The organism is Solwaraspora sp. WMMD791 (assembly GCF_029581195.1).
GTDB lineage: Bacteria > Actinomycetota > Actinomycetes > Mycobacteriales > Micromonosporaceae > Micromonospora_E.
Genome location: NZ_CP120737.1, coordinates 4,397,538 through 4,420,413 on the forward strand (window position 1 = coordinate 4,397,538; position 22,876 = coordinate 4,420,413).

At 73.7% G+C, this 22,876-nt stretch carries 22 protein-coding genes; 16 read left to right on the forward strand and 6 right to left on the reverse strand.

Annotated features, from left to right (window positions below; all coding sequences use genetic code 11):
• Positions 1 to 32: 32 nt before the first annotated feature.
• The 5 genes from O7623_RS19375 to O7623_RS19395 form a co-directional block, all read right to left on the reverse strand.
• Positions 33 to 2,252, reverse strand: coding sequence for an MMPL family transporter (locus O7623_RS19375; protein ID WP_282224439.1), 2,220 nt, complete (start codon positions 2,250 to 2,252; stop codon positions 33 to 35).
• The gene (locus tag O7623_RS19380) at positions 2,249 to 3,142 is read right to left on the reverse strand and encodes a DUF2993 domain-containing protein (protein WP_282224440.1); all 894 of its coding nucleotides are present in this window, start codon (positions 3,140 to 3,142) and stop codon (positions 2,249 to 2,251) included. The genes O7623_RS19375 and O7623_RS19380 overlap by 4 nt, the downstream gene beginning before the upstream one ends.
• Before the next feature lie 55 nt (positions 3,143 to 3,197).
• The gene (locus tag O7623_RS19385; RefSeq protein WP_282229475.1) at positions 3,198 to 4,592 is read right to left on the reverse strand and encodes a nitronate monooxygenase; all 1,395 of its coding nucleotides are present in this window, start codon (positions 4,590 to 4,592) and stop codon (positions 3,198 to 3,200) included.
• A 261-nt stretch (positions 4,593 to 4,853) separates the two neighbouring features.
• Positions 4,854 to 5,363, reverse strand: a complete 510-nt coding sequence (locus O7623_RS19390) for a class I SAM-dependent methyltransferase (protein ID WP_282224441.1) — start codon at positions 5,361 to 5,363, stop codon at positions 4,854 to 4,856.
• Positions 5,360 to 6,091, reverse strand: a complete 732-nt coding sequence (locus O7623_RS19395) for an A24 family peptidase (RefSeq protein WP_282224442.1) — start codon at positions 6,089 to 6,091, stop codon at positions 5,360 to 5,362. The genes O7623_RS19390 and O7623_RS19395 overlap by 4 nt, the downstream gene beginning before the upstream one ends.
• A 568-nt stretch (positions 6,092 to 6,659) precedes the next feature.
• Between O7623_RS19395 and O7623_RS19400 the strand changes: the two genes are divergently transcribed.
• The 12 genes from O7623_RS19400 to O7623_RS19455 all read left to right on the forward strand — a co-directional run bounded on the left by O7623_RS19400 (position 6,660) and on the right by O7623_RS19455 (position 16,363).
• Positions 6,660 to 7,220 (forward strand): hypothetical protein, encoded by a 561-nt coding sequence (locus O7623_RS19400; RefSeq protein ID WP_282224443.1) that lies wholly within the window; start codon positions 6,660 to 6,662, stop codon positions 7,218 to 7,220.
• Complete coding sequence (locus O7623_RS19405; protein ID WP_282224444.1) at positions 7,214 to 8,182, forward strand: hypothetical protein; 969 nt, start codon at positions 7,214 to 7,216, stop codon at positions 8,180 to 8,182. Before O7623_RS19400 ends, O7623_RS19405 begins: the two co-directional genes overlap by 7 nt.
• Complete coding sequence (locus tag O7623_RS19410) at positions 8,179 to 8,829, forward strand: SAF domain-containing protein (protein ID WP_282224445.1); 651 nt, start codon at positions 8,179 to 8,181, stop codon at positions 8,827 to 8,829. The genes O7623_RS19405 and O7623_RS19410 overlap by 4 nt, the downstream gene beginning before the upstream one ends.
• Positions 8,830 to 8,832: 3 nt before the next feature.
• The gene (locus O7623_RS19415; protein ID WP_282224446.1) at positions 8,833 to 9,633 is read left to right on the forward strand and encodes a ParA family protein; all 801 of its coding nucleotides are present in this window, start codon (positions 8,833 to 8,835) and stop codon (positions 9,631 to 9,633) included.
• 379 nt (positions 9,634 to 10,012) lie between these two features.
• Positions 10,013 to 11,557 carry a CpaF/VirB11 family protein gene (locus O7623_RS19420; RefSeq protein WP_282229476.1) on the forward strand — a complete coding sequence of 515 codons (1,545 nt, stop codon included), beginning with the start codon at positions 10,013 to 10,015 and terminating at the stop codon, positions 11,555 to 11,557.
• Positions 11,554 to 12,462: a type II secretion system F family protein gene (locus O7623_RS19425; protein WP_282224447.1), complete on the forward strand. Its 909-nt coding sequence runs from the start codon at positions 11,554 to 11,556 to the stop codon at positions 12,460 to 12,462. The genes O7623_RS19420 and O7623_RS19425 overlap by 4 nt, the downstream gene beginning before the upstream one ends.
• Positions 12,463 to 12,479: 17 nt before the next feature.
• A complete protein-coding gene (locus O7623_RS19430) occupies positions 12,480 to 13,346 on the forward strand; it encodes a type II secretion system F family protein (RefSeq protein WP_282229477.1) in 867 nt (288 codons plus the stop codon).
• 41 nt (positions 13,347 to 13,387) lie between these two features.
• On the forward strand, positions 13,388 to 13,636 hold the full coding sequence (locus tag O7623_RS19435) for a hypothetical protein (RefSeq protein ID WP_282224448.1): 249 nt from the start codon (positions 13,388 to 13,390) through the stop codon (positions 13,634 to 13,636).
• Positions 13,637 to 13,649: 13 nt separating this feature from the next.
• Positions 13,650 to 14,114: a TadE/TadG family type IV pilus assembly protein gene (locus tag O7623_RS19440; protein ID WP_282224449.1), complete on the forward strand. Its 465-nt coding sequence runs from the start codon at positions 13,650 to 13,652 to the stop codon at positions 14,112 to 14,114.
• A gap of 9 nt (positions 14,115 to 14,123) precedes the next feature.
• Positions 14,124 to 14,639: a TadE/TadG family type IV pilus assembly protein gene (locus tag O7623_RS19445; protein WP_282229478.1), complete on the forward strand. Its 516-nt coding sequence runs from the start codon at positions 14,124 to 14,126 to the stop codon at positions 14,637 to 14,639.
• Positions 14,636 to 15,106 carry a pilus assembly protein TadG-related protein gene (locus O7623_RS19450; protein ID WP_282224450.1) on the forward strand — a complete coding sequence of 157 codons (471 nt, stop codon included), beginning with the start codon at positions 14,636 to 14,638 and terminating at the stop codon, positions 15,104 to 15,106. Before O7623_RS19445 ends, O7623_RS19450 begins: the two co-directional genes overlap by 4 nt.
• Positions 15,107 to 15,136: 30 nt before the next feature.
• The gene (locus O7623_RS19455) at positions 15,137 to 16,363 is read left to right on the forward strand and encodes a LysM peptidoglycan-binding domain-containing protein (protein ID WP_282224451.1); all 1,227 of its coding nucleotides are present in this window, start codon (positions 15,137 to 15,139) and stop codon (positions 16,361 to 16,363) included.
• Here the strand turns inward: O7623_RS19455 and O7623_RS19460 are convergent.
• Complete coding sequence (locus O7623_RS19460; RefSeq protein ID WP_282224452.1) at positions 16,351 to 17,940, reverse strand: AMP-binding protein; 1,590 nt, start codon at positions 17,938 to 17,940, stop codon at positions 16,351 to 16,353. The two genes, O7623_RS19455 and O7623_RS19460, sit on opposite strands and share 13 nt — an antisense overlap.
• Before the next feature lie 299 nt (positions 17,941 to 18,239).
• Between O7623_RS19460 and O7623_RS19465 the strand changes: the two genes are divergently transcribed.
• From O7623_RS19465 to O7623_RS19480, 4 genes are read left to right on the forward strand one after another with little or no spacing between them, the layout of a single operon-like run.
• The gene (locus O7623_RS19465) at positions 18,240 to 19,364 is read left to right on the forward strand and encodes an alpha-hydroxy acid oxidase (protein WP_282224453.1); all 1,125 of its coding nucleotides are present in this window, start codon (positions 18,240 to 18,242) and stop codon (positions 19,362 to 19,364) included.
• The gene (locus tag O7623_RS19470) at positions 19,361 to 20,788 is read left to right on the forward strand and encodes a cytochrome P450 (protein WP_282224454.1); all 1,428 of its coding nucleotides are present in this window, start codon (positions 19,361 to 19,363) and stop codon (positions 20,786 to 20,788) included. Before O7623_RS19465 ends, O7623_RS19470 begins: the two co-directional genes overlap by 4 nt.
• 54 nt (positions 20,789 to 20,842) lie before the next feature.
• A complete protein-coding gene (locus tag O7623_RS19475; RefSeq protein ID WP_282224455.1) occupies positions 20,843 to 21,526 on the forward strand; it encodes a response regulator transcription factor in 684 nt (227 codons plus the stop codon).
• Complete coding sequence (locus O7623_RS19480; RefSeq protein ID WP_282224456.1) at positions 21,526 to 22,866, forward strand: HAMP domain-containing sensor histidine kinase; 1,341 nt, start codon at positions 21,526 to 21,528, stop codon at positions 22,864 to 22,866. Before O7623_RS19475 ends, O7623_RS19480 begins: the two co-directional genes overlap by 1 nt.
• Positions 22,867 to 22,876: the final 10 nt, after the last annotated feature.

Here is a 22,876-nt window from a genome sequence, read left to right on the forward strand (position 1 = left end):
TGTGTACCAGCCTGAGGGCATACTACGTTGCGTTACCGCCGCCGGTGCACGGCAGCCTCCATTCCCGCGCTCAACGGCTGATTCGGCTCGCCAGCCGGTAATCCGTCGTCGCTCTGCGTGCCGGTCCGAGGTGACTGGTGTGTACCGCGGCCTCTGGTCGGCCGCCACCAGTTGGCCCGGCCGAGCAGCGCCATCGTGGCCGGCACCAGCAGTCCACGGATGATCGTCGCGTCCACAGTGATGGCCACCGCCATGCCGAGACCGAACATCTTGACCACCGGGCTCGGGTTCACGACGAAGCTGGCGAAGACACACACCATGATCAGCGCGGCCGAGGTGATCACCCGGCCGGTCGCGGCCAGGCCGGTCCGGACCGACAGCAGGTTGTCGCCGGTGCGCTGCCAGCTCTCCCCGACGGCGGTCAGCAGGAAGACCTCGTAGTCCATGGAGAGCCCGAACAGCAGCGCGAACAGCATCATCGGCACGTACGCCTCGACCGGCACCGGACCGTCCAGGCCGGTCGCGGCGATGCCCCAGCCCCAGACGAAGACGGCGACCAGCGCGCCGTACGCGGCACCGACCGACAGCAGGTTCATCACCGCCGCCTTGACCGCCAGCACCGGTGCCCGGAACGCGATCAGCAGCAGCAACGCGGAGACGACGACGACCGTACCGATCACCCACGGCATCCGGTCGCCGACCCGCTCGCCGAGGTCGGCCCGGATCGCCGGGGCCCCGGTGACGTGCAGCCGTCCGCCGTCCACGGCGACGGCCCGCAGCGCGCCGATGGTGTCCACCGTGGCGGGATCACTCGGCGCGGTGGTCGGCTGGACGCGTACCGTGGCGACCCGGCCGTCGTCGGAGACCGCCGGTGGCCCGGCGACGGCGACCCCGTCGGTGGCCGCCACCTGCTGACGGACCGCCAGCAGCCGGGGGTCGTTGGCACCGTCGACCGGGGTGTCCCAGTCGACGACGACGCTGAGCATCCCGTTGACGCCCGGCCCGAAACCCTCGGCCATCAGGTCGTGACCGACGCGGCTGGCGCTGCCCGGCGGGTCGTCCCCGGCGTCGAGCTGCCCCAGCTGCAGGGCGGTGGTCGGCGCGGCGAGCAGGGCCAGCAGCAGGGCGGTGCCCAGGGCGTACCAGCCGGGACGACGGGTGACCCGGTCGGCCAGCCGGCCCCAGAACGCACCGCCGCCGGCTCGCCGACGCAGCCCGGGCACCCGCAGGGCGCCGATCCGGTGCCCGAGGACGGTCAGCAGCGCCGGCAGCAGAGTGGTGGCGGCGGCGACCGCGACCAGTACCACCAATCCGGCGGTCCAGCCCAGCGCGGTCAGGATCGGCACCTGGGCGACGGCCAGCCCGCAGAGCGCGACGATCACCGTACCGCCGGCGAAGACGACCGCGCTGCCGGACGAGGCGACCGAGGCGGCGACCGCCGCCCGGACCGGCACACCCTCGTCGAGCAGCGTCCGGTAGCGGGTGACCAGGAACAACGCGTAGTCGATCCCGACTCCGAGGCCGATCATCGTGGCCAGGGTGCTGGCCACCCCCGGCAGATCGGTCAAGTGGCCGGCGAGGCCGACCGCGCCGACTCCGACGATCAACGTCAGTACCCCGCTGACCAGCGGCAACGCCGCCGCGACCAGGCCGCCGAAGACCAGCACGAGGACGATCACCGCGACGCCGAGGCCGAGTAGTTCGCTGGCGTGGGTGCTGGGGCCCTGCCGGGCGAGTGGGCCGCCGGGGACCGTCGCGACGCCGGCGTCGCGGGCCGGCGCGGCGGCGGCGACGATGTCGTCGGACAGCTGCCGGGTGACCGAACGCGGGCCGACGTCCAGCCGTACGCTGGCGTAGCCGATCCGCCCGTCGGCGCTGATCGTGCCCGCCTCGACGCTCGGCGGGGTGACCGACACGACGTGGGCCACCTCGGACACCTCGGTGAGTGCGGCGGTGATCGCGGCGGCGGTGGCCGGGTCGTCGAGCCGTCCGTCGCCGGCCTCGAAGATCAGCTGGCCGGTGGCGTCGCCGCTGCCGGTGAAGTGGGTGTCGAGCAGGTCACGCCCGATCTGGCCGTCGCTGCCGGGCAACGACACGTCCTCCTCGGTGGGTCGGCCGACGCCGACGACCAGGCCGGCCACGGTGACGGTCAGCAGCAGCCAGCCGCCGATCACCCACCAGGGTCGGCGCACGACCAGACCGCCCAGCGCCGCCATCATCCGGTGAACCGCACCGGTCTCCACTGTGTTCACGCCTGCTCCCGGCATTGTTCGGTGTCGTTGCTCCCGGCCGGCCCGGCGGAGCCCGGTCGGCCGATGTCGTCGAGATCGATCGATTCCCCGGCGACCGCCAGGCGCAGGCCGTCGGCGGTCACGGTCAGTTCCTGGTACGTGAGCCCGGCCGGCAACGCGGGCAGTTCCCGCTCGATCTGGCGCTGGCCGAGGGCACCGGGCAGCCGGTCGGCGCTGCGGCGCAGGCCGAGCAGTTCGACCTCGACCGGGGTGATACGCAGCATCCGCCCGTCGAGCTCCGGTACGGCGTACACGGTGATCGGTAGGGCCTGGCCGAACATCTGCGCGGTCAGCTCCACCACCAGCTGACCGTTGTCGGTGCCCCGGATGCGCAGATCGGACGCGTCGAACAGCCCACCACCGAGCGGGCCGTCGTCCGAGCCGGTGCCCTCTTGCGGCGCGGTGTCGTCCGACAGGGTCCCGGCCAGCTCGGTGAGCCGGCCGAAGTCGACGGTGGCCGCTGCGGACAGCTGGCCGACCCGCACTCCGGACGGGCTGGTCAGGTCGCCGACGATCTCGACGTCGCTCAGTCGGACGGTCACCCCGGCGACCGGCAGCCCACCGCCGATGTCCAGTTCGCCGCCGATGTCCAGTTCGCCGCCGCCGAGCTCGTCGGCGGTGATCGTGAGCCCGGCGAACCGCCCGGTCAGCAGCTGGCTGACGAACGGGAAGCCGTGCACGGTGACACGGGGCGGCTCGGCCATCCCGGTGGCGCAGGCCACGGCGTCGGCGAGCCGCCCGGCGACCAGCCGCGCCGCGACCCGGTCGGCGACGAGCAGGGTGGTGAGAACGAGCCCGACCGCCGTGACCGCCAGCCACGCGGGCCGACTGCGTGGTCTCCAGATCCGCATGCCCTGATCCCACCCGCCGGGGATGGGAGCCGGACGGGAGGAAGATGAAAGTCCGTTAAGACCGTGACGCGGCGAGCAGGTGGTCGACGACGTCGGCCGCCGAGTAGTCGATGCCGTGGCGGGTCAGCTGGCGCAGGAAGGCAAGGTCCTGCCCGAGCGTCACCAGCGGCGGCTCGACGTAGCCGTCCGACCGGTGCTGACCGAGGCCGACCGCCGCGACCAGACCGTTGCACAGGCAGCGGCTGCCGACGGTCTCCTCGACCGACCCGCCCTTGCGCACGTACTCGTCGACCGGTTCCGCCGGGCAGCGGTACCCGACGCCACCACTGTCACGGCGGTACGGGGTCCGCAGGTAGCCGAGGTCGCACAGTCGTGGCCGGTCGGCGTAGATCTGCTCGTCGGCGACGGTGTCCGGCAGTGCGGCGATCTTGAACGGGAACCCGGTCGGCGAGGCCCGTACGTCGTTGCGCACCACCAGCGTGCCCTGACCTGCCTGGTGCAGCATGCGCCGACGGATCGCCTCGTCCAGCCCGGACTCGCGACACAGGGCGAACGCCGTACCGACCTGGACGCCGGCGGCCCCGGCGGCGCGGGCCTCGGCCAGTTGCTGCGGGCCGGTCTGCCCGCCGGCCAGCCAGAACGGCAGCCCCAGGCCGGCCACCTTCGGCACGTCGAGCTGATCGCGCGGGCCGTACACCGGTTCGCCGTCGTCGTCGACGGTGAGCCGGCCGCGCGGGCGGGCACTGTGGCCACCGGCGACCGGGGACTCCAGGACGAAGCCGTCGGGGCGGGTGACCTCGTCCCGGGCGAGATACCCGGCCAGGGTCGCGGAGGAGACGATCGCCAGCAGCCGGGGTCGGCGCAGGTCACCGACGGCCTCACCGAGCAGCTCCACCGGATCGAAGCGGACGTGGTGCTCCTCGCCGGGCACGGCACCGTGCACCGGTACGGTCAGCCGTACCGGACGGTGAGCGGCGAGCCCGTCCAGCAGGCGCGGGATCTCGGTCGGCAGCCCGGCGCCCATCAGGACGTAGTCCACCCCGGCGAGCATGGCGCCGTACACCGCCGCCGGGGTCGCCAGCTGGATCTTCTCCAGATAGTTCACCCCGACCGGGCCGTCGTGGCCCTCGCGGGCCAGATCCACCTCGACGAAGTTCGCCACGACGGCCAGCAGTTGACCGTGGCGGGCGGTCCGCAGCCCGAGCCGGGGCACCGGCCGGTACGCGGCCGTCGGCGATGCCCCGTCCGGCACGAAGTACCGGTCCCGCACCTGCTGTGCGATCCGGGGCACCGGGAACCGGGCCAGTGCCCGTCGGACGTGCCCGCCCGGGTCGCCGCGCTGCAGGCGACGGGCGAGCAGTACGTCGAGGGCCACGCCGGAGACCACGCCGAGCTGGCCGGTACGGGCGACGGCGCGGGCCAGCCGCCAGCTCGACACGCCGACGCCCATCCCACCCTGTATGACCGCCGGCAGGCTCGTCGCGCCCGGCGTCGGAGTGTGTGCCACCCGTCCAGCGTGGTCGTTGCGCCGCCGGCTGGCCAGGGGATCGCCGCCCGGTGTCGTCGGGCACAACGCCTCTACCGCTGGCCGGGAAGTCCTGATGGCCGGTAGGGCCGGGCTGGGCAGGGTCACGAGCGGCCGGCGGGCGGGCGGCCAGGTCACGGCCGGCGGGCGGGCGGCCAGGTCACGGCCGGCGGGCGGGCGGCCAGGTCACGGCCGGCGGGCGGCCAGCCGCTCGATCAGGCCGAACCACAGCCGCCGGCGTCCCTCGGCCACGAAGCCGCCGCGCAGCGCCAGGTCGGCCGGGTGTGCCTGCCGCCACCGGTGTTCGCGGTGGTCGAGCAGCAGCAGTCGGCCGCCGGGTCGCAGCACCCGGCGCATCTCGGCGAGTACGGCGGCCCGGTCGTACACCGAGCAGAGCGCCAAGGTGCAGACGACCGTGTCGAACGACTCGTCGGCGTACGGCAGCGCGGCGGCGTCGGCCTGCCCGAGGGCGACCCGCCGGCCGGCGGCGGCGGCCCGACGCCGGGTGACGTCGAGCATGCCGGGGTCGACGTCGATTGCCATCAACTCGACGTCGGGTGGGTAGAACGAGACGTTGCGGCCGGTGCCGACGGCGATCTCCAGGGTCCGGCCGGTCGCCCGACGACACAGCCAGGGGCGGCTGTTGCCGACGATCAGCCGTTCCGCCCACAGCCCGACGGTGTCCATGGTGATCATTGCTGTCCCACCAGGGTCAGCGCGGCGACGGTGCCCAGCACCAGGAACGGCCCGAACGGCAACTGCTGCGACCAGCGGATCCGGCCGAGCAGGAGCAGCCCCACCGCGACCGCGCCGGAGGCGACGAAGGCGACGAGCAGTCCGGCCAGGACGGTCGGCCAGCCGAACCAGCCGAGCACCGCGCCGATGCTCAACGCCAGTTTGGCGTCGCCGAGGCCGAAGCCCCGGGCACCGAAGATCACCGTGGTGGCGGCGAACAGCAGGGCGACGGCCGTACCGGCGACGACGGCGCGCAGCCCGGCGTCGGGCCGGCCGGTGACCAGTGCGGCGAGGCCGAGCAGCGCCCAGGTGCCGGCCGCCGCCGGGTAGGTGAGCCGGTCGGGCAGCCGGTGCACGGCGAGGTCGACGAAGACCAGCGGGACCATCCAGACGGCCCACCAGAGCAGCGCGATGGTGACCGGCCACGGCGCACCGGCGGCGAGGACCGCGAGCCCGACGACGACCCCGACGGCTTCGACTGCGAACGGGGGCGCGCCGATCCGCGTACCGCAGCCGTCGCAGCGGGCCAGGGCGGACAACGTCCGCGGCGACCGGCGCGGTCCGATCGGGGCCCGGCACCGTGGGCAGCCGGTACGCCAGGGTTCGCCGGCCGGGACCGCGTGGGCGGCGACGGCCCATCGCAGCACCGGGGTGATCACCGGTACGCCGACCAGACCGGGTCGAAGCATCCGACCAACACCTCACTCTCAGTAGTTTCATGATCGCTGACTCTGCGTGGCGCCGGACCCGACACGCCGGGTCGGGTCGGTGGTTCCGGCCGGCACCACCGACCACTGAACCGAGACTCCGCCCCGTCGACGGCGACTTCCAAATCGGACAGAACACGAACGTTGCCGGCAATTCGCTGACGATGATGGCCGTTTTCGATCAGTTGTCAGCACTTGACAGCGTGACCGCCCCCAGCCCTCGGAGATGAACAGGAATTGACGGACGGCACTCCTCCCTCCACCGCCGCCGAAACCGAAGATCGTGACTCTGAGTGTTGTTCTGAATTGCCCCTGTTGCTGTCGCGAGCGTCAGCCTATGCTCCCCCCTTGAGCGATGCACTACTGCCGGGAAACATCGGACTCCACCGGCGGAATTGTGTCGTTGGCGGAGGTGAGCGCGCGGCCGGAGGCAACCGGAGGCACATTCCAGCGGGGAGTGCGACAGCACTCCACGACATCGACGTTGGTAATAGTGTCGGTCACCGTACGCCGCGACGTCCGGCCCGGCAGGCACCGAGGAGGACGGACCGTGGGGCCCACTGCGCCACGCTGGGCGGCAGCGACGCTCGTCGCGTCGGTGCTCGCCGCTGTCGGTCTCAGCGCGTGCGCCACCGAACCGACCGCCGCGCTGCCGCCGCTGACCGCACCCGCCGCCACCGACGATCCGGCCGCCGCGCAGGCGGCCGATGCCGCCCTCGCCGCGTACGCCGGGTACCTCGCCGTCGCCGAGGACGCCGAACACGAGGCAGACCCGCATCACCCCGATTTGCAGAAGTATCTGGCGGATCCTCTCCTGACGCAGGTCCGGCTGGGCATTCGAGAAGCAAAGGAGCGTGGAGCCATGCGTACCGGCTCACTCATCTCCGACCCGACGGTCACCGAAGTCAATCTTGATTCGGTGCCGGTGACGGTGGTGATCCAGGACTGCCTCGACGCCAAGAATTACCGGATGGTCTACGCCGACGACACCGACAAGGTCGTCCCCGGCACCGAGGTCGGCCGTTACCTGGCCACCGCCACCGCCACCCGCTACGACGACGGTCGCTGGCTGATCAGCAGCGGCGTCGCCCACCCGGACCAGCCATGCTGACCGCCGTCAATCGTTCCCGTCGGCGCTGGCTCGCCGGCCCGGCCGTCGGCACCCTGCTCACGGCCGCCGCCGGAGTCGCCGCCACCGTGCTTGCCGGTGCCGCCGTCCTGGTCGCCGCCGCGCCAGCCGCCGCACAGTCCGGCGGCGAGTGCACGATCACCCAGGCGCACTGCGACGGCTGGAGCGAGGGGCCCGGCACCCCTGGTGGGCCCGGCGACGACGGCGGTGGCGACTCCGGTGGCGGCGACGGCGGCGGCGGGGCCGGCCCCTGCTACCGCGACGGCGTCGAGCTGCCCTGCTACGACGACATCGTCGGCTGGTTCAACCGCGAGGACGAGTGCTACTACAAGGTCGCCGAGCCGCAGCCGTCCGGCGGCAACGACGGGCAGACCGCGTACCTGCGCAGTTGCACGGCCGGGCAGGTGTCCGCGGAACCCGTCTGGCTGGCCGACCCGCCGCCCGGGTACGAGGCCCCGCCGGACCCGGCCGAGCTGCGCCGCCGTGCGTACGCCCGGATCGACTTCGAACGGCCGGTGCTGCACACCGCGCCCGATCCGGGCCAGGCACCGGGCCTGGTCGGCCTGCCGGTCTGGGTCTGGTCCGAGGGCGGCCAGGCCACCTGGGGTCCGCATCAGGAGTCCGAACGCGACCGGGACGTCAGCGTCGTGGTCCGCGCCGAGGTCAGCGGGGTCACCATCGACATGGGCAACGGCGACAGCATCGAATGCGCCCCCGGTGACCTCTTCGACGCCTACCAGCCGGGCGTCGACGACCCGCTCGACCCCAGCTGCGGATACCTGCCGGGCTACCGGACCCCCGGGCAGTACGCGATTACCGCGACCGTGGCCTGGACCGTGACCTGGACGATCAACGGTGAGCCGCAGGGCACCTTCGCCACCCTCGACTTCGAGTCCGACGAGGTCACCATCGAGATCGACGAGCTTCAGGTGGTGCGGGAATGACCGTGGCGACGACCCGTACCGGCACCGGCACCGACGCCCCGGTCACCCCGCCGAAGATCGTCCGGCAGCGGCGGATGCGGCCCGGCCTGCTCGGTCTGGCGGTCCTGCTGATCGCCCTCGGCGGGCTCGGTTCGGCGTTCGCCGTCACCTCGGTCCGGGCCACCGGCTCCTACCTGGCGATCGCCCGGGACGTGCCGGTCGGCACCGTGCTGAGCGCCGACGACCTGGTGACCGTACAGGTGGCCGGCGGGCAGGCGATCCAGCCGGTGCCGGCCAGCCAGCTCGACCAGGTGATCGGGCTGCGGGCGGCGGTGGCCCTGGTGCCGGGCAGCCTGCTCACCCCGGCGCAACTGACCAACGAGCCGATGATCGGGCCCGACCAGCAGCAGATCGCCCTCGGGCTGCGCGCCGAGCAGGTGCCGGCCCGGCGGCTGAACCCGGGCGACAAACTGCTGCTCGTCGGCACCCCCGGGCGCAACGCCGGCGATGCCGCCGTCACCCGGTTCGACGCGACCGTGATCGACGTGGCCGCCGACGACCGGGGTGGTGTCATCGCCTACCTGGCGCTGGCCGCCCGGGACGTACCGGCCGTGGTGGTGCTCGCCGCCGAGAACCGGATCGCGGTCGTGCTGACCCCGGCGGCCTGACGGATGGCAATCGTCGCCCTCGTCTCGGCCAAGGGGTCCCCCGGGGTCACCACCAGCGCGCTGGCCTGCACCCTCTCCTGGCACCACCGGGTGGTGCTCGCCGAGTGCGATCCGGCCGGTGGGACCCTGCTGGCGGGCTACCTGGGCGGCGCGTTGGCCGGCCCGCGCGGCATCGGCGAACTCGCCGTCAGCGAGCTGCGCGACGGCAACCTGGAGGAGGCGTTCTGGAGCCAGCTGGTCGACCTGGACGCGCCCCGGCGGGAGCGGCTGCTGCTGCCCGGTGTCGTCGACCCCGCGCAGATCGGCAGCGTCACCCCGCTGTGGCAACGCTTCGCGGACTTCTTCGTCGGTCTGGAGCAGGGTCGACCACCGTACGACGTGATCGTCGACTGTGGTCGACTGTACGTCGCCAATCCACCGTGGCCGATCCTGCGGGCGGCGACGATCGTCCTGGTGGTCGCCGCCGCCCACCTGCCTGACCTGTCCAGCGCCCGCTCGGCGGTCGCCGCGATCGAGCGGGACTTCGCCGAACACCGGGTGCCGCCCGGATCGCTGCGGCTGCTGCTGGTCGGCGACGGGCACAGCCGTGCCGAGATCAGCAAGGCCCTGCAGCTGCCGGTGATCGCCCGGCTGCCGGCCGACCCCCGCACCGCCGAGGTGCTCAGCCACGGCGGCACCGTCAAGCTCAACCGGCCGCTGCTGCGCGCCGCCGGAGCGCTGGAGGTCCCGGTCCGGTCGCTGATCGAACGCCGGCAGGCCCGGCTGCGCTGGCCCGCGCTGGAAGGGGTCCCGCATGCGGTTTGAACCAGTGTCGAGCGACCCCCGGGACCCCACCGACCACCCGGCCCGGCCCGACCAGCCCGCGCGCCACGATCAGTCAGCCCAGCCCGAGCAGGCGATCCGGACCGACCAACCGGTGCGGCCGTGGTCCGGCCGGCCAGATCCGGTCACCTCGATCACGCCGCCGCTGGGACCCAACGGCATCCCCGGCGAGACCGGACCGGACCAGGTGCCGACGACGTTCGCCGGCCGGCGCAACTGGCCGCTGGTCGCGCCGCCCGGCCCACCGGCTCCGCCCGGCTCGCCGACCCCGATCGCGGCGGCACTCACCGCCCCGACGGTGCCGGGCGTGCCGGCGGTACCGGGTGCCCCCACAGTGCCGGGTGCCCCGGCTGCACCGGGCGTGCCGGCGGTACCCGTACCGCGTACCGCCGGGCCGACCCGGCCAGGTAGCCAACCCGGCAGCGCACCACCCGGCCGGCCCACCGCGCCGCCGACCAACGGCCACCACCCGCCGGCCGGCGGCGGTGTCCGCACCCCGGCGGCCGCCGCCCCGCCCCGGCCCCGCACCGACTTCGCGCTCGTGCGCGAGCTGCGCCGGGAGCTCAGCACCCGGCTGACCCGCTGGCAGCGCGGCCGCGAGTTCACCATCGACGAGGAGGACGTCGAGCGGGCCCGGATCGCGATCGCCGTCGTCGCCGAGTACGCCGACCAGGTCCGTCGGGCCGGCACCCCGCTGACCGCCCACGAGGAACGGGTCCTGCTCGACCAGGTCACCGCCGAACTCGTCGGCCTCGGCCGGCTGCAGACCCTGCTGGTCGACGACACCATCGAGGAGGTCCACATCCTCGGCTGCGACCAGGTGCGGATCACCCGCCGCGACGGGCAGGTCGACTGGCACGATCCGATCGCCGACAGCGACGACGAACTCGTGGAGATCCTGCAGGCCGCCGCCCGCCGGGCCGGCGCCACCGAACGGTCGCTGTCCACCTCGAAGCCCACCCTGGACCTGCAACTGCCCGACGGCAGCCGGCTCGCCGCCGTCTACCTGGTCAGCCACCGGCCGTACGCGGTGATCCGCAAGCACAACACCCTCGACATCAGCCTCGACGACGTGGCCGGCGGCCGGGCCGACCTCGACGAGATGATCGACGTGCTGGTCCGCGACTTCCTCCGGGCCGCGATGCGGGCCGGGCTGAACATCATGGTCGCCGGGCTCGCCGGGGCCGGCAAGACCACCATCATCCGGGCGTTGATGAACGAGATCCCGGCCAACGAGCCGTACGTGCTGCTGGAGGAGAGCCGGGAACTGCTGCCGGCGAAACGCACCGAACGGCACCGCGCGGTGATGAGCTTCGAGGCCCGCGAAGGCCACGGGGAACGGGGACTCGACGGCCGACCCGCCGGCGAGGTCAGCATCGCCGACCTGATCCCGGTCTCGCTGCGGATGGGCGTACTGCGGATCATCGTCGGCGAGGTCCGCTCCCGGGAGATCGTCCCGATGCTGCAGGCGATGACCACCAGCCGGGGCTCGATGTGCACCATCCACGCCCGCACCCCGTCCGGGGTCGGCGAACGGATCGTCGAACTGGCCCTGTCACACGGCCGGGAGATGACCGTCGACCAGGCCCGACGGATGGCCGGCAACGCCCTCGACCTGATCGTCTACGTCACCGTCGAGGACGAGACCGGCATCGGCGGGCGCAAACACCGGTTCGTCTCGCACGTCGAGGAGGTCATCGGCGTCGGCGAAGGGGGCCGGATCGCCACCACCACCGTCTTCGGCCCCGGCCCGGACGGCCGGGCCATCCCCCGGCACCTGCCGGAACGGATCCGCGAACAGCTGATGCGGGTCGGCTACGACGTACGCGGGCTGACCCGCTACATCGAAGCCGGGGTGGGTGGCTGGCGGCGGCCCCGGCACAGCGTGCTGCGGGGTGGCCGATGAACCTGCCCGCCAACATCGAGGTGATCGCGGTCATCGCCGGCGCGGCCTGCGTCGGCGGGCTGGTCCTCACCATCGTCGCGGTGATCGGCACCAGCCGGCCACCTGGCCCGCCGTCGCGCACCAGCCGGCTGGTCGCGCGGATCTGGCAGGGCTCCGGGGCCGGCCGCCGCGAACAACGCCAGCACCAGGCGCTGCTGATCGCCGCCGGCCTGGCCGGCGTCCTCGCCTTCCTGATCACCGGGCTGCCGATCGCCGGCCTGCTGGTCGCGGTCGCGGTGCCGGGCGCGCCGTGGCTGTTCAGCGTCGGCAAGGCCGAACGCCGGGCGATCGCCCGGATCGAAGCCGTCGGCGAGTGGACCCGCCGGCTCAAGGACGTCTCCGGCACCGGTCAGGGGCTGCAGCAGGCGATCATCGGGACCGTCGCCACCGCGCCGGCCGAGATCAATTCCGAGGTACGGGACCTCGCCGCCCGCCTGCAGGCCGGCTGGCTGGGCCGCAGCGCGCTGCTGGCCTTCGCCGACGAGATCGGTGACCCGGTCTGCGACCAGGTCGTCGCGGCGCTGATCCTGCACCTCACCGACCGGGGTGAACGCCTCGGTGACGTCCTCGGGTCGATCGCCAACGCCGCCGCCGCCGAGGTCGCCACCCGCCGCGAGGTGGAGGCCAAACGGACCCAGCCCCGGTTCGCCGTACGGTTCCTGACCGTGATGACCCTGGTCGTCCTCGGGTACGGCCTGGTCAACCCGGCCTACATGGCCCCGTACGGCACCCCCACCGGGCAGCTGGTGATGACCGCGCTCGGTGGCCTGTTCGTCGCCCTGCTGGTCTGGGTGCGGCAGATGAGCATCCCGCCCCGACCGGCCCGGTTCCTCGCCGCACCCGAGCCGGAGGAGGTGCTGCGGTGATCCTCGACTGGCAGCTGATCCTCAACTGGCAGACGACCATCGCGGTGGCCGGCGGCGCGCTGGTCGGGTTCGGGGTGTTCCTGCTGGTCCGGGAGACCAGCCCGGCGACCCCTGCGCTCGCCCCCGCGCTGCGCCGGCTGCACCAGGCGCAGGAACGCCCCCGTACGGTAGCCGCCGACGGCGACCTGGCCTGGCTGACCGGGGTGGTCCGCTGGCTGCGCCCGCCACACAAGGAACTCGCCCTGCTCGGGCGCACCCCGGAGCAGTACGCCCTGTCCCTGCTGCTGTCGGCGCTGATCGGGCTGGCCGCCCCGCCGGTGCTCGCCATGGCCCTCGGGGTCGTCGGCATCGACCTACCGGTCGCCGTACCGGTGATCGCCGGGCTGGCGCTGGCCGTCGGTGCCGCCGTGCTGGCCCACCAGGACGTGCTGAGCCGGGCCGCGCAGGCACGACGGGAGTTCAGCCGGGCGGTCTGCACCTACCTGGACCTCGTCGCGTTGCAGATGGCCGCCGCGCACGGGCCGGTCCAGGCCCTGGAACGGGCGGCGAAGGTGTGCGACGGCTGGGTCTTCGAGCGGATCCGGGAGGCGTTGCGGCTGGCCCAGCTGCAGATGCACTCGCCCTGGGACGAGCTGCGGGACCTATCCGACCAGATCGGCGTACCGGAACTCGGCGACGTCGGATCGATCATGCAGTCGTCCGGCACCGAAGGTGCCCAGGTGCACGAGACGTTGCGCAGCCGCGCCGACTCGTTGCGCGATCAGATCAGGACCGACAACCTGGCCCGGGCCGAAGCGGTCACCGGTCGGCTCGACATCCCGGGCGCCTTCCTGGTCTTCGTCCTCATCGGATTTGTTCTCTACCCCTTCCTGGCCCGCATCTGACCGCGCGGTAACCCCCGCCAGCCCTCCCGAAAGGACCCGACATGCAGGTACTGACCCGCCTTCAGGTGGCCGTGGCGCAACGCCTCGCCGAGTTGCGCGACGCCGCCGAACGCGACCGGGGTGACAGCCCGGTGCCGACCGCCGTGATCATCGTCGGCCTGGCGCTGGTCGCGATCGCCGTCCTCGCCTGGGCCTCCAACCTGGCCTTCGACTTCATGAACGCCAACCCGGACCCGAGCAACGACCTGCCCGACCCCAACAACATCCCCGGCGGCGACGCCGGCGACTGATCCGTACCGTCGCATGCCGCGCCCGCCCGCCCGACGCACGGGCCGGGCCCCCACTGACCAGGTGGTGGCCCGGCCCGGCGGACGCTCCTGCCCGGACCGGGGGGCCGCCCCGGTCGAGTTGGCGATCCTGCTGCCCGGGATCCTCGTGCTGCTGTTCGCCTCGATCCAGGTCGCGGCCCTGTTCCTGGCCCGGACGGTGGCGCTGACCGCCGCCCAGCAGGCGGTCAGCGCCGAACGCGGCTACGACGTGCTGGGCAGCGGCAACGCCGACACCGGGGTCGGCGCGCAGCGGGCGGCGGCGTTCCTGGCCGGTGCCGGCGACTGGCTCGACCCCGACCCGCTGCCCGAGCCGGTTGTCGACCCCTCCGGACGCTACGTCTCCTACACCGTCAGCGGTACGGCGTTGTCCCTGGTGCCCGGGGTGACCTTCACCGTGAGTGAGACCGCCACCGGCGAGATCGAACGGTTCGAGCAGTAGGGGGTGACCATGCGACGACAGTCGGCGCAGCGCAGCACCGACGCGGCGGGTGCGGCGCAGCGCGGACCCGGTCTGCGGCAGGCGGCGCAGCGCGGGTCGATCTCGGTGGAGGTGGCCATCCTGACCCCGGTGTTCCTGCTGCTCATCGTCGTCGCCTGGGTGAGTGGGCGGACCGTGGTGGCCCGCAACGCCCTCGACGCGGCGGCCCACGACGCCGCCCGGGCCGCCTCCATCTCCCGGACGAAGGCCGAGGCGCAGACGCACGCCGCGCACGCCGTACAGCAGCGGCTGGACTGGGCCGGGATCGCCTGCGCCGACGAGCCGGACCCGGACTTCCACCACGGCGGGGTGGACACCCTCACGGCGGCGTTCGACAGCCCGCCCGGTGCCGCCACCGCGCTGATCCACGTCCGGATCACCTGCGCGGTGCGCTTCGACGACCTCGGGCTGCCCTGGGTGCCGGACGACCGGCTGCTCAGCGCCGAGTTCCGGTCCCCGTTGGACCGGTTCCGGGGGCGGCAGTGAAGCCGGCGGGCCGCGGCGACCGGGATCGGGCCGCGCATCGTCGGACCGGCGTCCGTACCGCCGTCGACGCCGGACGGGTCAGTGTCTTCCTGGCCGTGGCGTTCATGGCGGTGGCCACCGTCATCGGGATCACCGTGGACGCCGCCGGCAAGTACCGCACCCAGCATCGGGCCGACAACCTGGCGGCCGAGGCCGCCCGTACCGGTGGGCAGCAGATCGACATCGGGCTCGCCGTCGGCGGCGACGGCGCGGTCCTCGACGTTCAAGCGGCGACGGCGGCGGTCGACGCCTACCTCGATGATCTGCCGCTGGTCACCGGGCACACCGTCACCGTCGCCCCCGATCAGCAGCAGCTGACGGTGACCGTCGACATGTCCTACGAAACCACCATGCTCAGCCTCTTCGGCTTCCCGTCGGCCATCCCGGTCACCGGGCAGGCCACCGCCCTGCTACGGACGGAGCCCTAGCAGGCCGCGAACCCCTCGATAGGAGCGGACATGAGCACGACGCGCGTCACCCCCGCCCGGCGGCTCGGGCAGGTCGTCACCGGCCTGGGCGCCCTGATCGTCCTGTTGATCCTGCTCGCCGGGGCACCGGTCGCGTTGCTCGCGTTCGCCGGCAACCCGCTGCCCGACGAGGTGCCGTCGGCCGCCGCCATCGGTGCCGCCCTGACCAGTCGCGACGACGGCCAGTTGTTCCTGCGGGCGTTGGCCGTCGTCGGCTGGCTGGGCTGGGCGACGTTCCTGGTCTCCGTACTGGTGGAGGTGCCGGCGCGGCTGCTGCGCCGGCCGGCACCCCGGCTGCCCGGACTGAACCGGCAGCAGCGGGTCGCGGCCGCGCTGATCGGGTCGATCTCGCTGATCCTGGTGGCCAGCCCGGCGGCGGCGTTCGCCGCACCGGGGACGGTCGAGGCGACCACGGTGGTGGCGGTGAGCACCGGGTTCGGTGCGGCGCCCGCCGACGCGAAAGCCACCGCCGGGCAGGCCACCGCCGGGCAGGCAACCGACTCGCGGCCGACCCCGCACCAGTTGGCCGGGGCCGGCCAGTCCGGGCCGCTGGTGTCGCCGGCCGCGCTGCACGCACTCGCCACCGCGCCGTCGACACCGGACCGGCCCGACGCCGGCACCGACGCGGCGGCCGCCGAACCGGTGTACCGGGTCGCCAACGGCGACTACCTGGGCCACATCGCCGACCGCTATCTGGGTGAGTTCGGCGACTACCGGCAACTGGCCGCGCTCAACGAGATCGACGACCCGGACCGGATCCGGGCCGGCCAGCTGCTGCGGTTGCCGGCCGACGCGACGGACACCGGGGTACGGCCACACGCCAACGGCACCGTGCTGACCCCGGCGGCCCCACGAACCCCGGCACCGCCGGCCACGGAGCAGCCGGCACCGCAACCCCCGGCAGCGGGGCAGCCGCCCACAGGGCAGCCGACGACCCCGCCGCCGACCACCGACGTACCGTCCGACGCCGGCACCGCACCGGCGCAGCGGCCGGCCTGGCAGATCGACGACGACGCCGCTGGCGGCGGCAACCTCGGCGGCGGGGTCTCCGCCGGCTCGCCCGGGCCGCAGCAGAACCTCAACCGACCACTCGCCGTCGCCGCGGTGATCACGGCGGCGAGCATCGTCGGCGCGCAGATCGGCACGGTGCTGGGGCTCAAACGGCGGACCGCCGGGGCACCGACCGACTCCGGCCGGCACCGCCGCTACCGCGACTGAACCTGGCTGGCACCGGGCGGGCGCAGCTGCCGCTTGTCCGGTTTGCCGCTCGGCCCGACCGGCACAGCGTCGATGAAGGTCACGGTGCGCGGCCGGCTGGCCTCGCCGAGCCGGCCGGCGACCAGGTCGGCCAGCGCCGTCGGGTCCGGCCGCTCGGAGGTGGCGGGTACGACGAACGCGTGCACCGCCTCCCCGGTCTGCTCGTCGGGCCGTCCGACGACGTACGCCTCGGCCACGGCGGGATCACTGGCCAGGACCCGTTCGATCGGGCCGGCGTACCGGATGTCGGCGTTGACGATGATCACGTCCCGGGTGCGGCCGAGCAGGTACAGGTAGCCGTCGTCGTCGAAGCGGGCGAGGTCGCGGGTACGTACCCAGCCGTCGACGAACACGGCCGCCGTCTCGGCCGGGTCGGCCCAGTAGCCGGCCGCCTGACCGGGAGTACGGACGAACAGTTCGCCCTCGCCGCCCACCGGCACCGGGTTGCCGAAGCTGTCCCGCAGCTGCGTGCGTACCATCTCGGCCGGGCGGCCGACGCTGGCCCGCCGGGCCGGCACCGCAGCCGTCTCGGCCGGCGTGATCAGGGAGATCAGACCGGTCTCGGTCTGGCCGTACCCGTGGTAGACCACCGGCCCCAGCACCGCCTCGGCCTGCGCCAGCCGGCCGGGCTCCAGCGGGGAACCGGAGACCAGCAGGGCGCGCAACGTACTCAGGTCGAACGGGTCGGTCAGCTGACCGACGACCAGCTGGTGCAGTCGGGGCACGGCGGCCACGCTGGCGGTCGCCCGGAGCCGGGCGATCGCGTGCGGTAGGAACGGTTCCGGGCCGCCGGTCGGTTCGGCCACCACCGCGGTGCCGCCGGCGGCCAGGGTCAGCACGGTGTACTCCATCATCACCAGGCTGCTCAGCGAGCCGAAGACCAGGAAACGGTCCAGTTGGGCGGCCAGGTCCCGGACGGCCGAGGGCCACCGGTCCGGGTACGCCGCCCATCCCGCACCCAGTGCGGCGTAGGTCTCCGCGCAGCCCTTCGGGTCGCCGGTGCTGCCGCTGGTGTAGGTGACCCGCCCGATGTCGTCCGGCCGACCGGCGCAGTCCAGGGCGTCCGACGACACCGGCCCGGCGAGCAGGTCGGTGACCCCGTCCAACGGGCCGACGGCAAGCAGGTCGAGGCCGTCGGCGGCGGCCCGCAGCCCGTCGGTCGCCGTCGACCGGTCGACCACCACCGCCCGGTTGGCCGGGCCGGCGGAGTCGGGGAACGCGGCGTCGCGTCCGGTGGCTCCACCGGTGAGGACGTGCCGCAACTGCCCCGGGGTCAGCCCGGTCCGGACACCGGCGACCCGGGCACCGACCACCTGGGCGGCGACCATGGCGGCGAAGGCCTCCGGGTCGACGCCGAGCGACATCGCCACCCCGTCGCCCGGACCGATCCCCACCGCGCGCAGCCCGGTGGCGATCCGCCCGACGGCGTCCAGCAGCTCCGCCCCGGTGACGACACGCGGCCCGTGTTCGAACACCGGTCGGTCGGCGGCGGCGGCCAGCAGGTCCAGGATCGCCTGCGGGTGACGGTCGGAGGCCATGGCGGCGACCCTAGCGGTGCGGATTCAGAGATTCCTCAGACCGTTTTGCCGGGGCGGGCAGCCGTACTGAGAGCGTTCTGAGAATCCGTCGATACGGTCAGCGAGGTGACCCGTCATACGGCCACCAGGCTCGGTGTCATCGACCCGACCGGCCCCTTGCACCCGGCCAACCTACGGCGCGTGGCTGCCGCAGTGCACATCGAGGTGACTGCGGCGATACGCGGCCGGGTGCGGGGTGGCCGTTCGTCGCGGCGTACCGGATGCGGCACCGGGGGCGGCCGAGATCGGACCGGTCGCGGATGAACGGGCACCTGCTGACCGCCCCCACCGCGCCGGTGAACCTGGCCGACCTGCGGGCGGCGGCGCGACGCCGGCTCGACCCGGCCCACGACGACTTCTTCGCGGGCGGGGCCGGCGACGAACGGACGGTACGGGACAACGAGGCCGCCTTCGACTCCTACCGGGTGCTGCCCCGGGTGCTGCGCGGTGTCGGGGTACGGGACCTGCGGACGACCCTGTTCGGCGCGACGACGTCGATGCCGGTCCTGGTTTCCCCGACGGCATTCCACCGGCTGGCCCACCCCGACGGCGAGGCGGGCTGCGCCCGCGCGACCGCCGCCGCCGGCACGATCATGGTGGTGAGCATGGCCGCGACCACCCCGGTGGAGGCGATCGCGGCCGCCGCCGCGACGACGACGCCCCCGCCGCCGGCGACCAGCGGCCCGGACCGACCGCCGCCGCTGTGGTTCCAGCTCTACCCGCAGCCGGACCTGGCGTTCACCGAGTCGGTGATCCGCCGTGCGGAGGCGGCCGGCTGCGCCGCCCTGGTGGTCACCGTCGACTCGCCGGTGTTCGGCCGCCGCGAACGGGACCTGCGGCACGGCTTCCTTGACCTGCCGGACGGGCTGCGCTGCGAGAACATGCGCGACCCGGACACCGGCGAGATCCGACCGATCACGATGGACGCCGGTCTGGACTGGCGGCGGATCGAGTGGCTGCGCGGCGTCACCCGACTGCCCGTCGTACTCAAGGGCATCCTGCATCCCGCCGACGCGGTGCTGGCCGTCGAACACGGCGTCGACGCGATCCTGGTGTCCAACCACGGCGGACGGCAGCTCGACGGCGTACCGGCCAGCCTCGACGCGCTGCCCGCCGTCGTCGACGCGGTCGCCGGTCGCCTTCCGGTGCTGCTCGACGGTGGGATTCGCCGAGGCACCGACGTACTCACCGCACTGGCGCTGGGCGCGGTCGCCGTCGGCGTCGGCCGCCCGGTGCTCTGGGGTCTGGCCGCCGGCGGCGAGACCGGCGTACGGCAGGTGCTGGAGCTGCTGCGGTCCGACCTGGACCGGGCGATGGCGCTGGCCGGGGTCGCCCGGCCGGCCGAGCTCACCCCGGACCTGGTCAGACCGGCGGTACGGCGGTGACCGGGCTCGCCGTACCGCTGCTACTGGCTCTCGCGGCGACGGCCGCGCTGTGGACGCTGCCCCGGTGGCTGCCGCCAGCGGTGATCGGACTGCGGCAGTGGGTGTTCGCCCGGGTCAACGGCGCCGAGGGGATCCCGGTGCCCGGCCCGCTGGTCGGCGCGGAGCACTTCGAGAAGGTGTACGCGAACCCGGCGGCGGACGGCCGCAGCCGGGGTGCCGGGTTGTCCGACCTGTTCTGGTACTGGCTGGCACCGGGGCCGCACATGCATCAGGAGCATCTCGAGCCCGGTGAGCGGTATCGTACGGTGGCCCGAGCCACCCGGCGGGTGCTGGCGGTGTCGCACGACCGGTCGACGGAGCTGGCCGCCGAAGCCGCCCGCCGACAGTTGGACCGGTTGCCGGCCGATCGGGTCAACCGGGTCAGGCTGCGGGACCTGACGATGCCGATCTGGGCCGAGGTCTACTACGAGCTGGTCTTCGGCGAGGCGTGCCCGCCGGACGCCCGGGCGCTGATCGTCGCGAACGCCGACGACGTGGTGACCGCGTTGAAGTGCTGCGGATTGCGGCACATGGACCGACGCGACCGGTTGACCCGCTACCTGCGGGCCCGGGTCGACGCGGGCACCGCCCCGGTCGTCCTGCCGGAGCCGTTCACCGCGCAGGAGACCGCCTGGTGGCTGCAGGGTGCGTTCTTCAACACGGCGGTGGTGCAGATGTCCGAGGCGATGGCGCACCTGCTGCTGGCCATCGCCCAGCATCCGCCGACGCAGCGCGCGCTCCGCCGGGCGCTGGACGGGCCGGTGGCCGACGCGGACCGGCTGCTGGACCGGGTCATCGACGAGACGATGCGGGTGCATCCGCTGTTCGGGGTGGCGCACCGGATCACCTCGGCGCCGATCGAGGTGACCGCCGACGTCACGCTGCCGGCCGGCTCGGTGCTGCTGTTCAACTATCTCGCCTACCAGCGGACCGGGCCGGCGGCCGACGACGACTTCGACCCGGACCGGTGGCTGCGGCTGTCCCGGCGGGAGGCGCACTTTCTGCCGTTCGGCGTCACCGCGAACCGGGCCTGTCCGGCACGCGGCGTCGCACCGGTGATGATGCGCGCGGTGACCCGCGAGGTGCTGCGCCGGTACGCGCTGGTCTCCTCGGTGCGCCACGACCGGTCGTTGCCGAGCCGGGGCCCGTGCTACCTGGTTCCGGCCGGGCCACCGGCCGACGTCGCTGTCGTCACCGGGGGTGCGGGGCCGGGCCGGCTGCGGCTGTGGGTGATGCGCACCGGGGACCGGTGGGCCGACGTGTGGCGCAGCCTCGTCCAGCTGGTGCTCGGCACCGTGATGGTGCTGCACGCGCGCCGGCTGCGGCTGTGCGCCAACCACTTCGACCAGGCGGAACCGTCCACCCTGTCGCACCGAAGTCCCTAGAAATCGATTAGACCCTATGGGCAACGGTGCCCTGTGTGCGATTCTCGGCGGGTGATGACGGCAAGCGTGACGTCGCCACCGGCACACCGCCTGCTCCTGATCGAGGACGACGCCGAGCTCGCCGGTCTGCTGACCGAGATGCTCGCCGACGAAGGCTACCGGGTCGACACCGCCCGCGACGGGCAACAGGGACTGCATCTGGGGTTGACCCGGCCGTACGACGTCATGGTCATCGACCGGATGCTGCCGGCGATCGACGGGTTGAACCTGCTCGCCCGGCTGCGCTCCCGTGCGGTCGGAGCCCGGGCGCTGATCCTGACCGCGCTCGGTGCGGTCGACGACCGGGTCGCCGGCCTGGACGCGGGGGCCGACGACTACCTGGTGAAACCGTTCGAGCTGGACGAGTTGGCGGCCCGGCTGCGGGCCCTGTGCCGACGCAGCGTGCACACCGCCGAGACCGTACGGATCGGTGCCGGCTGGCTCGACCTCGGGCTCCGCGACGCCGTTCTGCCGGACGGGTCGCGGGTCGCGCTGTCGCTGCGGGAGTTCGAACTGCTCCGGGTGATCGCCACGGCACCGACCCGGGTGCACTCCCGGTCCGGGCTGCGCCAGCAGGTCTTCGACGACGCGCACGCCACCTCCATCGTCGACACGTACGTCTACTACCTGCGCCGTAAGCTCGGCCGGTCGGTGATCCGGACCGTGCACGGACTCGGCTACCGGATCGGAGAACTTTGATGTCACGATCGTCGGCCGAACCGTTCGGCACCTCCTGGGCGGCCGCCGAGCGGACCGTCCTCGCGCGGGCCCGGCTGCGCGTCGGCGTCCTGGTCGGCCTCGCGGTCACCGCGCTGGTCACCCTGGTCGGCGGCATCGCGTACGGCATGCTCGTCCACGGCCAGGAGAAGCAGATCGACCGTGAGCTGCGGTACGCCGCCGGCCGGGTCGACCCGGCCGGGCCACCGGGCTGCACCTGGATGTTCCTGCGCAGCGGCGACCATCTGCGCACCGACGTACCGTCGCCGCCCGTCCCCGCCGGGTTCCCGCTGCACACCGCCCTGGAGACCGTCGCCGCCACCGGTGTCGCGCAGTCGACCACGATCGAACGCAACGGCACCGTCTACCACGTCCTGACCCAGCCCAAGGGCGACGACACCGTACAGGCGGTCTTCGACGCCCGCTACCACCTCGCCGACCGTCGGCAGCTGCTGCTGGCCCTGGCAGTCACCGAGGGGATCGGGCTGATCGCCGCGCTGATCAGCGGGCTCGTCGTCGGCTGGTTGACCGTCGCGCCGCTGGCCGACGCGCTGATGCGCCAACGGCGCTTCATCGCCGACGCCAGCCACGAACTCCGCACCCCGATCGCCCAGGTGCACACCCGGGCGCAGCTGCTCGCCCGCCGGGCCCGCAACGGTACGCTGCCCACCGGCTACGCCGCCGACCTGGAACGGCTGGTCGGCACCACCCGGCAGCTCGGCGAGGTCGTCGACGACCTGCTGCTGTCCGCCCGGCTCGCCGCCGCCCCAGACCGGGTCGCCGACGCCCCGGTGGACCTGGCCGCCGTCGTCGAGGGCGCGGTCGACGCCGAAGCGGACCGGGCGCAGGAGTACGGCGTCGTCATCGCCCTGACCGCCGCCGACGGCCCGCTCCCGGTGACCGGGGTCCCGTCGGCGCTGCGCCGGGTGGTCTCCGAACTGCTGACCAACGCGTTGCGCCACTCCCGCCCCGGCGGCCGGATCGACGTCGACGTACGCCGCTCCGCCGCTGGCGACACCGTCGAGCTGACCGTCGCCGACACCGGCGAGGGCTTCGACCCCGACGAGCGCATCTTCGACCGGTTCCACCGAGGTCCCGGGTCGGACCGACGGCACATCGGCCTCGGCCTGGCGCTGCTGCGCGAGGTGGTGACGGCACATCGCGGCACCATCGAGGCGACCGGCCATCCGGGGGCCGGCGCGCGGTTCACCGTACGGCTTCCGGTAGCCGGCGGACACGTGACCCGCCCGGCGGCGCCGGCCGGCCGGTTCCTGACCGGCGGCGGCGTGACCCTCGGCCGCGCCTGGAGGTCCCGACCCTGACCGGGGCGTT

What these genes read in the sequence shown, in the direction of transcription:
- O7623_RS19480 (WP_282224456.1), top strand. Translation starts at nt 21,526, where the DNA reads ATGTCACGATCGTCGGCCGAACCGTTCGGCACCTCCTGGGCGGCCGCC.
- O7623_RS19475 (WP_282224455.1), top strand. Translation starts at nt 20,843, where the DNA reads ATGACGGCAAGCGTGACGTCGCCACCGGCACACCGCCTGCTCCTGATC.
- O7623_RS19435 (WP_282224448.1), top strand. Translation starts at nt 13,388, where the DNA reads ATGCAGGTACTGACCCGCCTTCAGGTGGCCGTGGCGCAACGCCTCGCC.
- O7623_RS19390 (WP_282224441.1), bottom strand. Translation starts at nt 5,363, where the DNA reads ATGATCACCATGGACACCGTCGGGCTGTGGGCGGAACGGCTGATCGTC.
- O7623_RS19405 (WP_282224444.1), top strand. Translation starts at nt 7,214, where the DNA reads ATGCTGACCGCCGTCAATCGTTCCCGTCGGCGCTGGCTCGCCGGCCCG.
- O7623_RS19415 (WP_282224446.1), top strand. Translation starts at nt 8,833, where the DNA reads ATGGCAATCGTCGCCCTCGTCTCGGCCAAGGGGTCCCCCGGGGTCACC.
- O7623_RS19380 (WP_282224440.1), bottom strand. Translation starts at nt 3,142, where the DNA reads ATGCGGATCTGGAGACCACGCAGTCGGCCCGCGTGGCTGGCGGTCACG.
- O7623_RS19440 (WP_282224449.1), top strand. Translation starts at nt 13,650, where the DNA reads ATGCCGCGCCCGCCCGCCCGACGCACGGGCCGGGCCCCCACTGACCAG.
- O7623_RS19455 (WP_282224451.1), top strand. Translation starts at nt 15,137, where the DNA reads ATGAGCACGACGCGCGTCACCCCCGCCCGGCGGCTCGGGCAGGTCGTC.
- O7623_RS19445 (WP_282229478.1), top strand. Translation starts at nt 14,124, where the DNA reads ATGCGACGACAGTCGGCGCAGCGCAGCACCGACGCGGCGGGTGCGGCG.
- O7623_RS19410 (WP_282224445.1), top strand. Translation starts at nt 8,179, where the DNA reads ATGACCGTGGCGACGACCCGTACCGGCACCGGCACCGACGCCCCGGTC.
- O7623_RS19425 (WP_282224447.1), top strand. Translation starts at nt 11,554, where the DNA reads ATGAACCTGCCCGCCAACATCGAGGTGATCGCGGTCATCGCCGGCGCG.
- O7623_RS19395 (WP_282224442.1), bottom strand. Translation starts at nt 6,091, where the DNA reads ATGCTTCGACCCGGTCTGGTCGGCGTACCGGTGATCACCCCGGTGCTG.
- O7623_RS19465 (WP_282224453.1), top strand. Translation starts at nt 18,240, where the DNA reads ATGAACGGGCACCTGCTGACCGCCCCCACCGCGCCGGTGAACCTGGCC.
- O7623_RS19460 (WP_282224452.1), bottom strand. Translation starts at nt 17,940, where the DNA reads ATGGCCTCCGACCGTCACCCGCAGGCGATCCTGGACCTGCTGGCCGCC.
- O7623_RS19385 (WP_282229475.1), bottom strand. Translation starts at nt 4,592, where the DNA reads ATGGGCGTCGGCGTGTCGAGCTGGCGGCTGGCCCGCGCCGTCGCCCGT.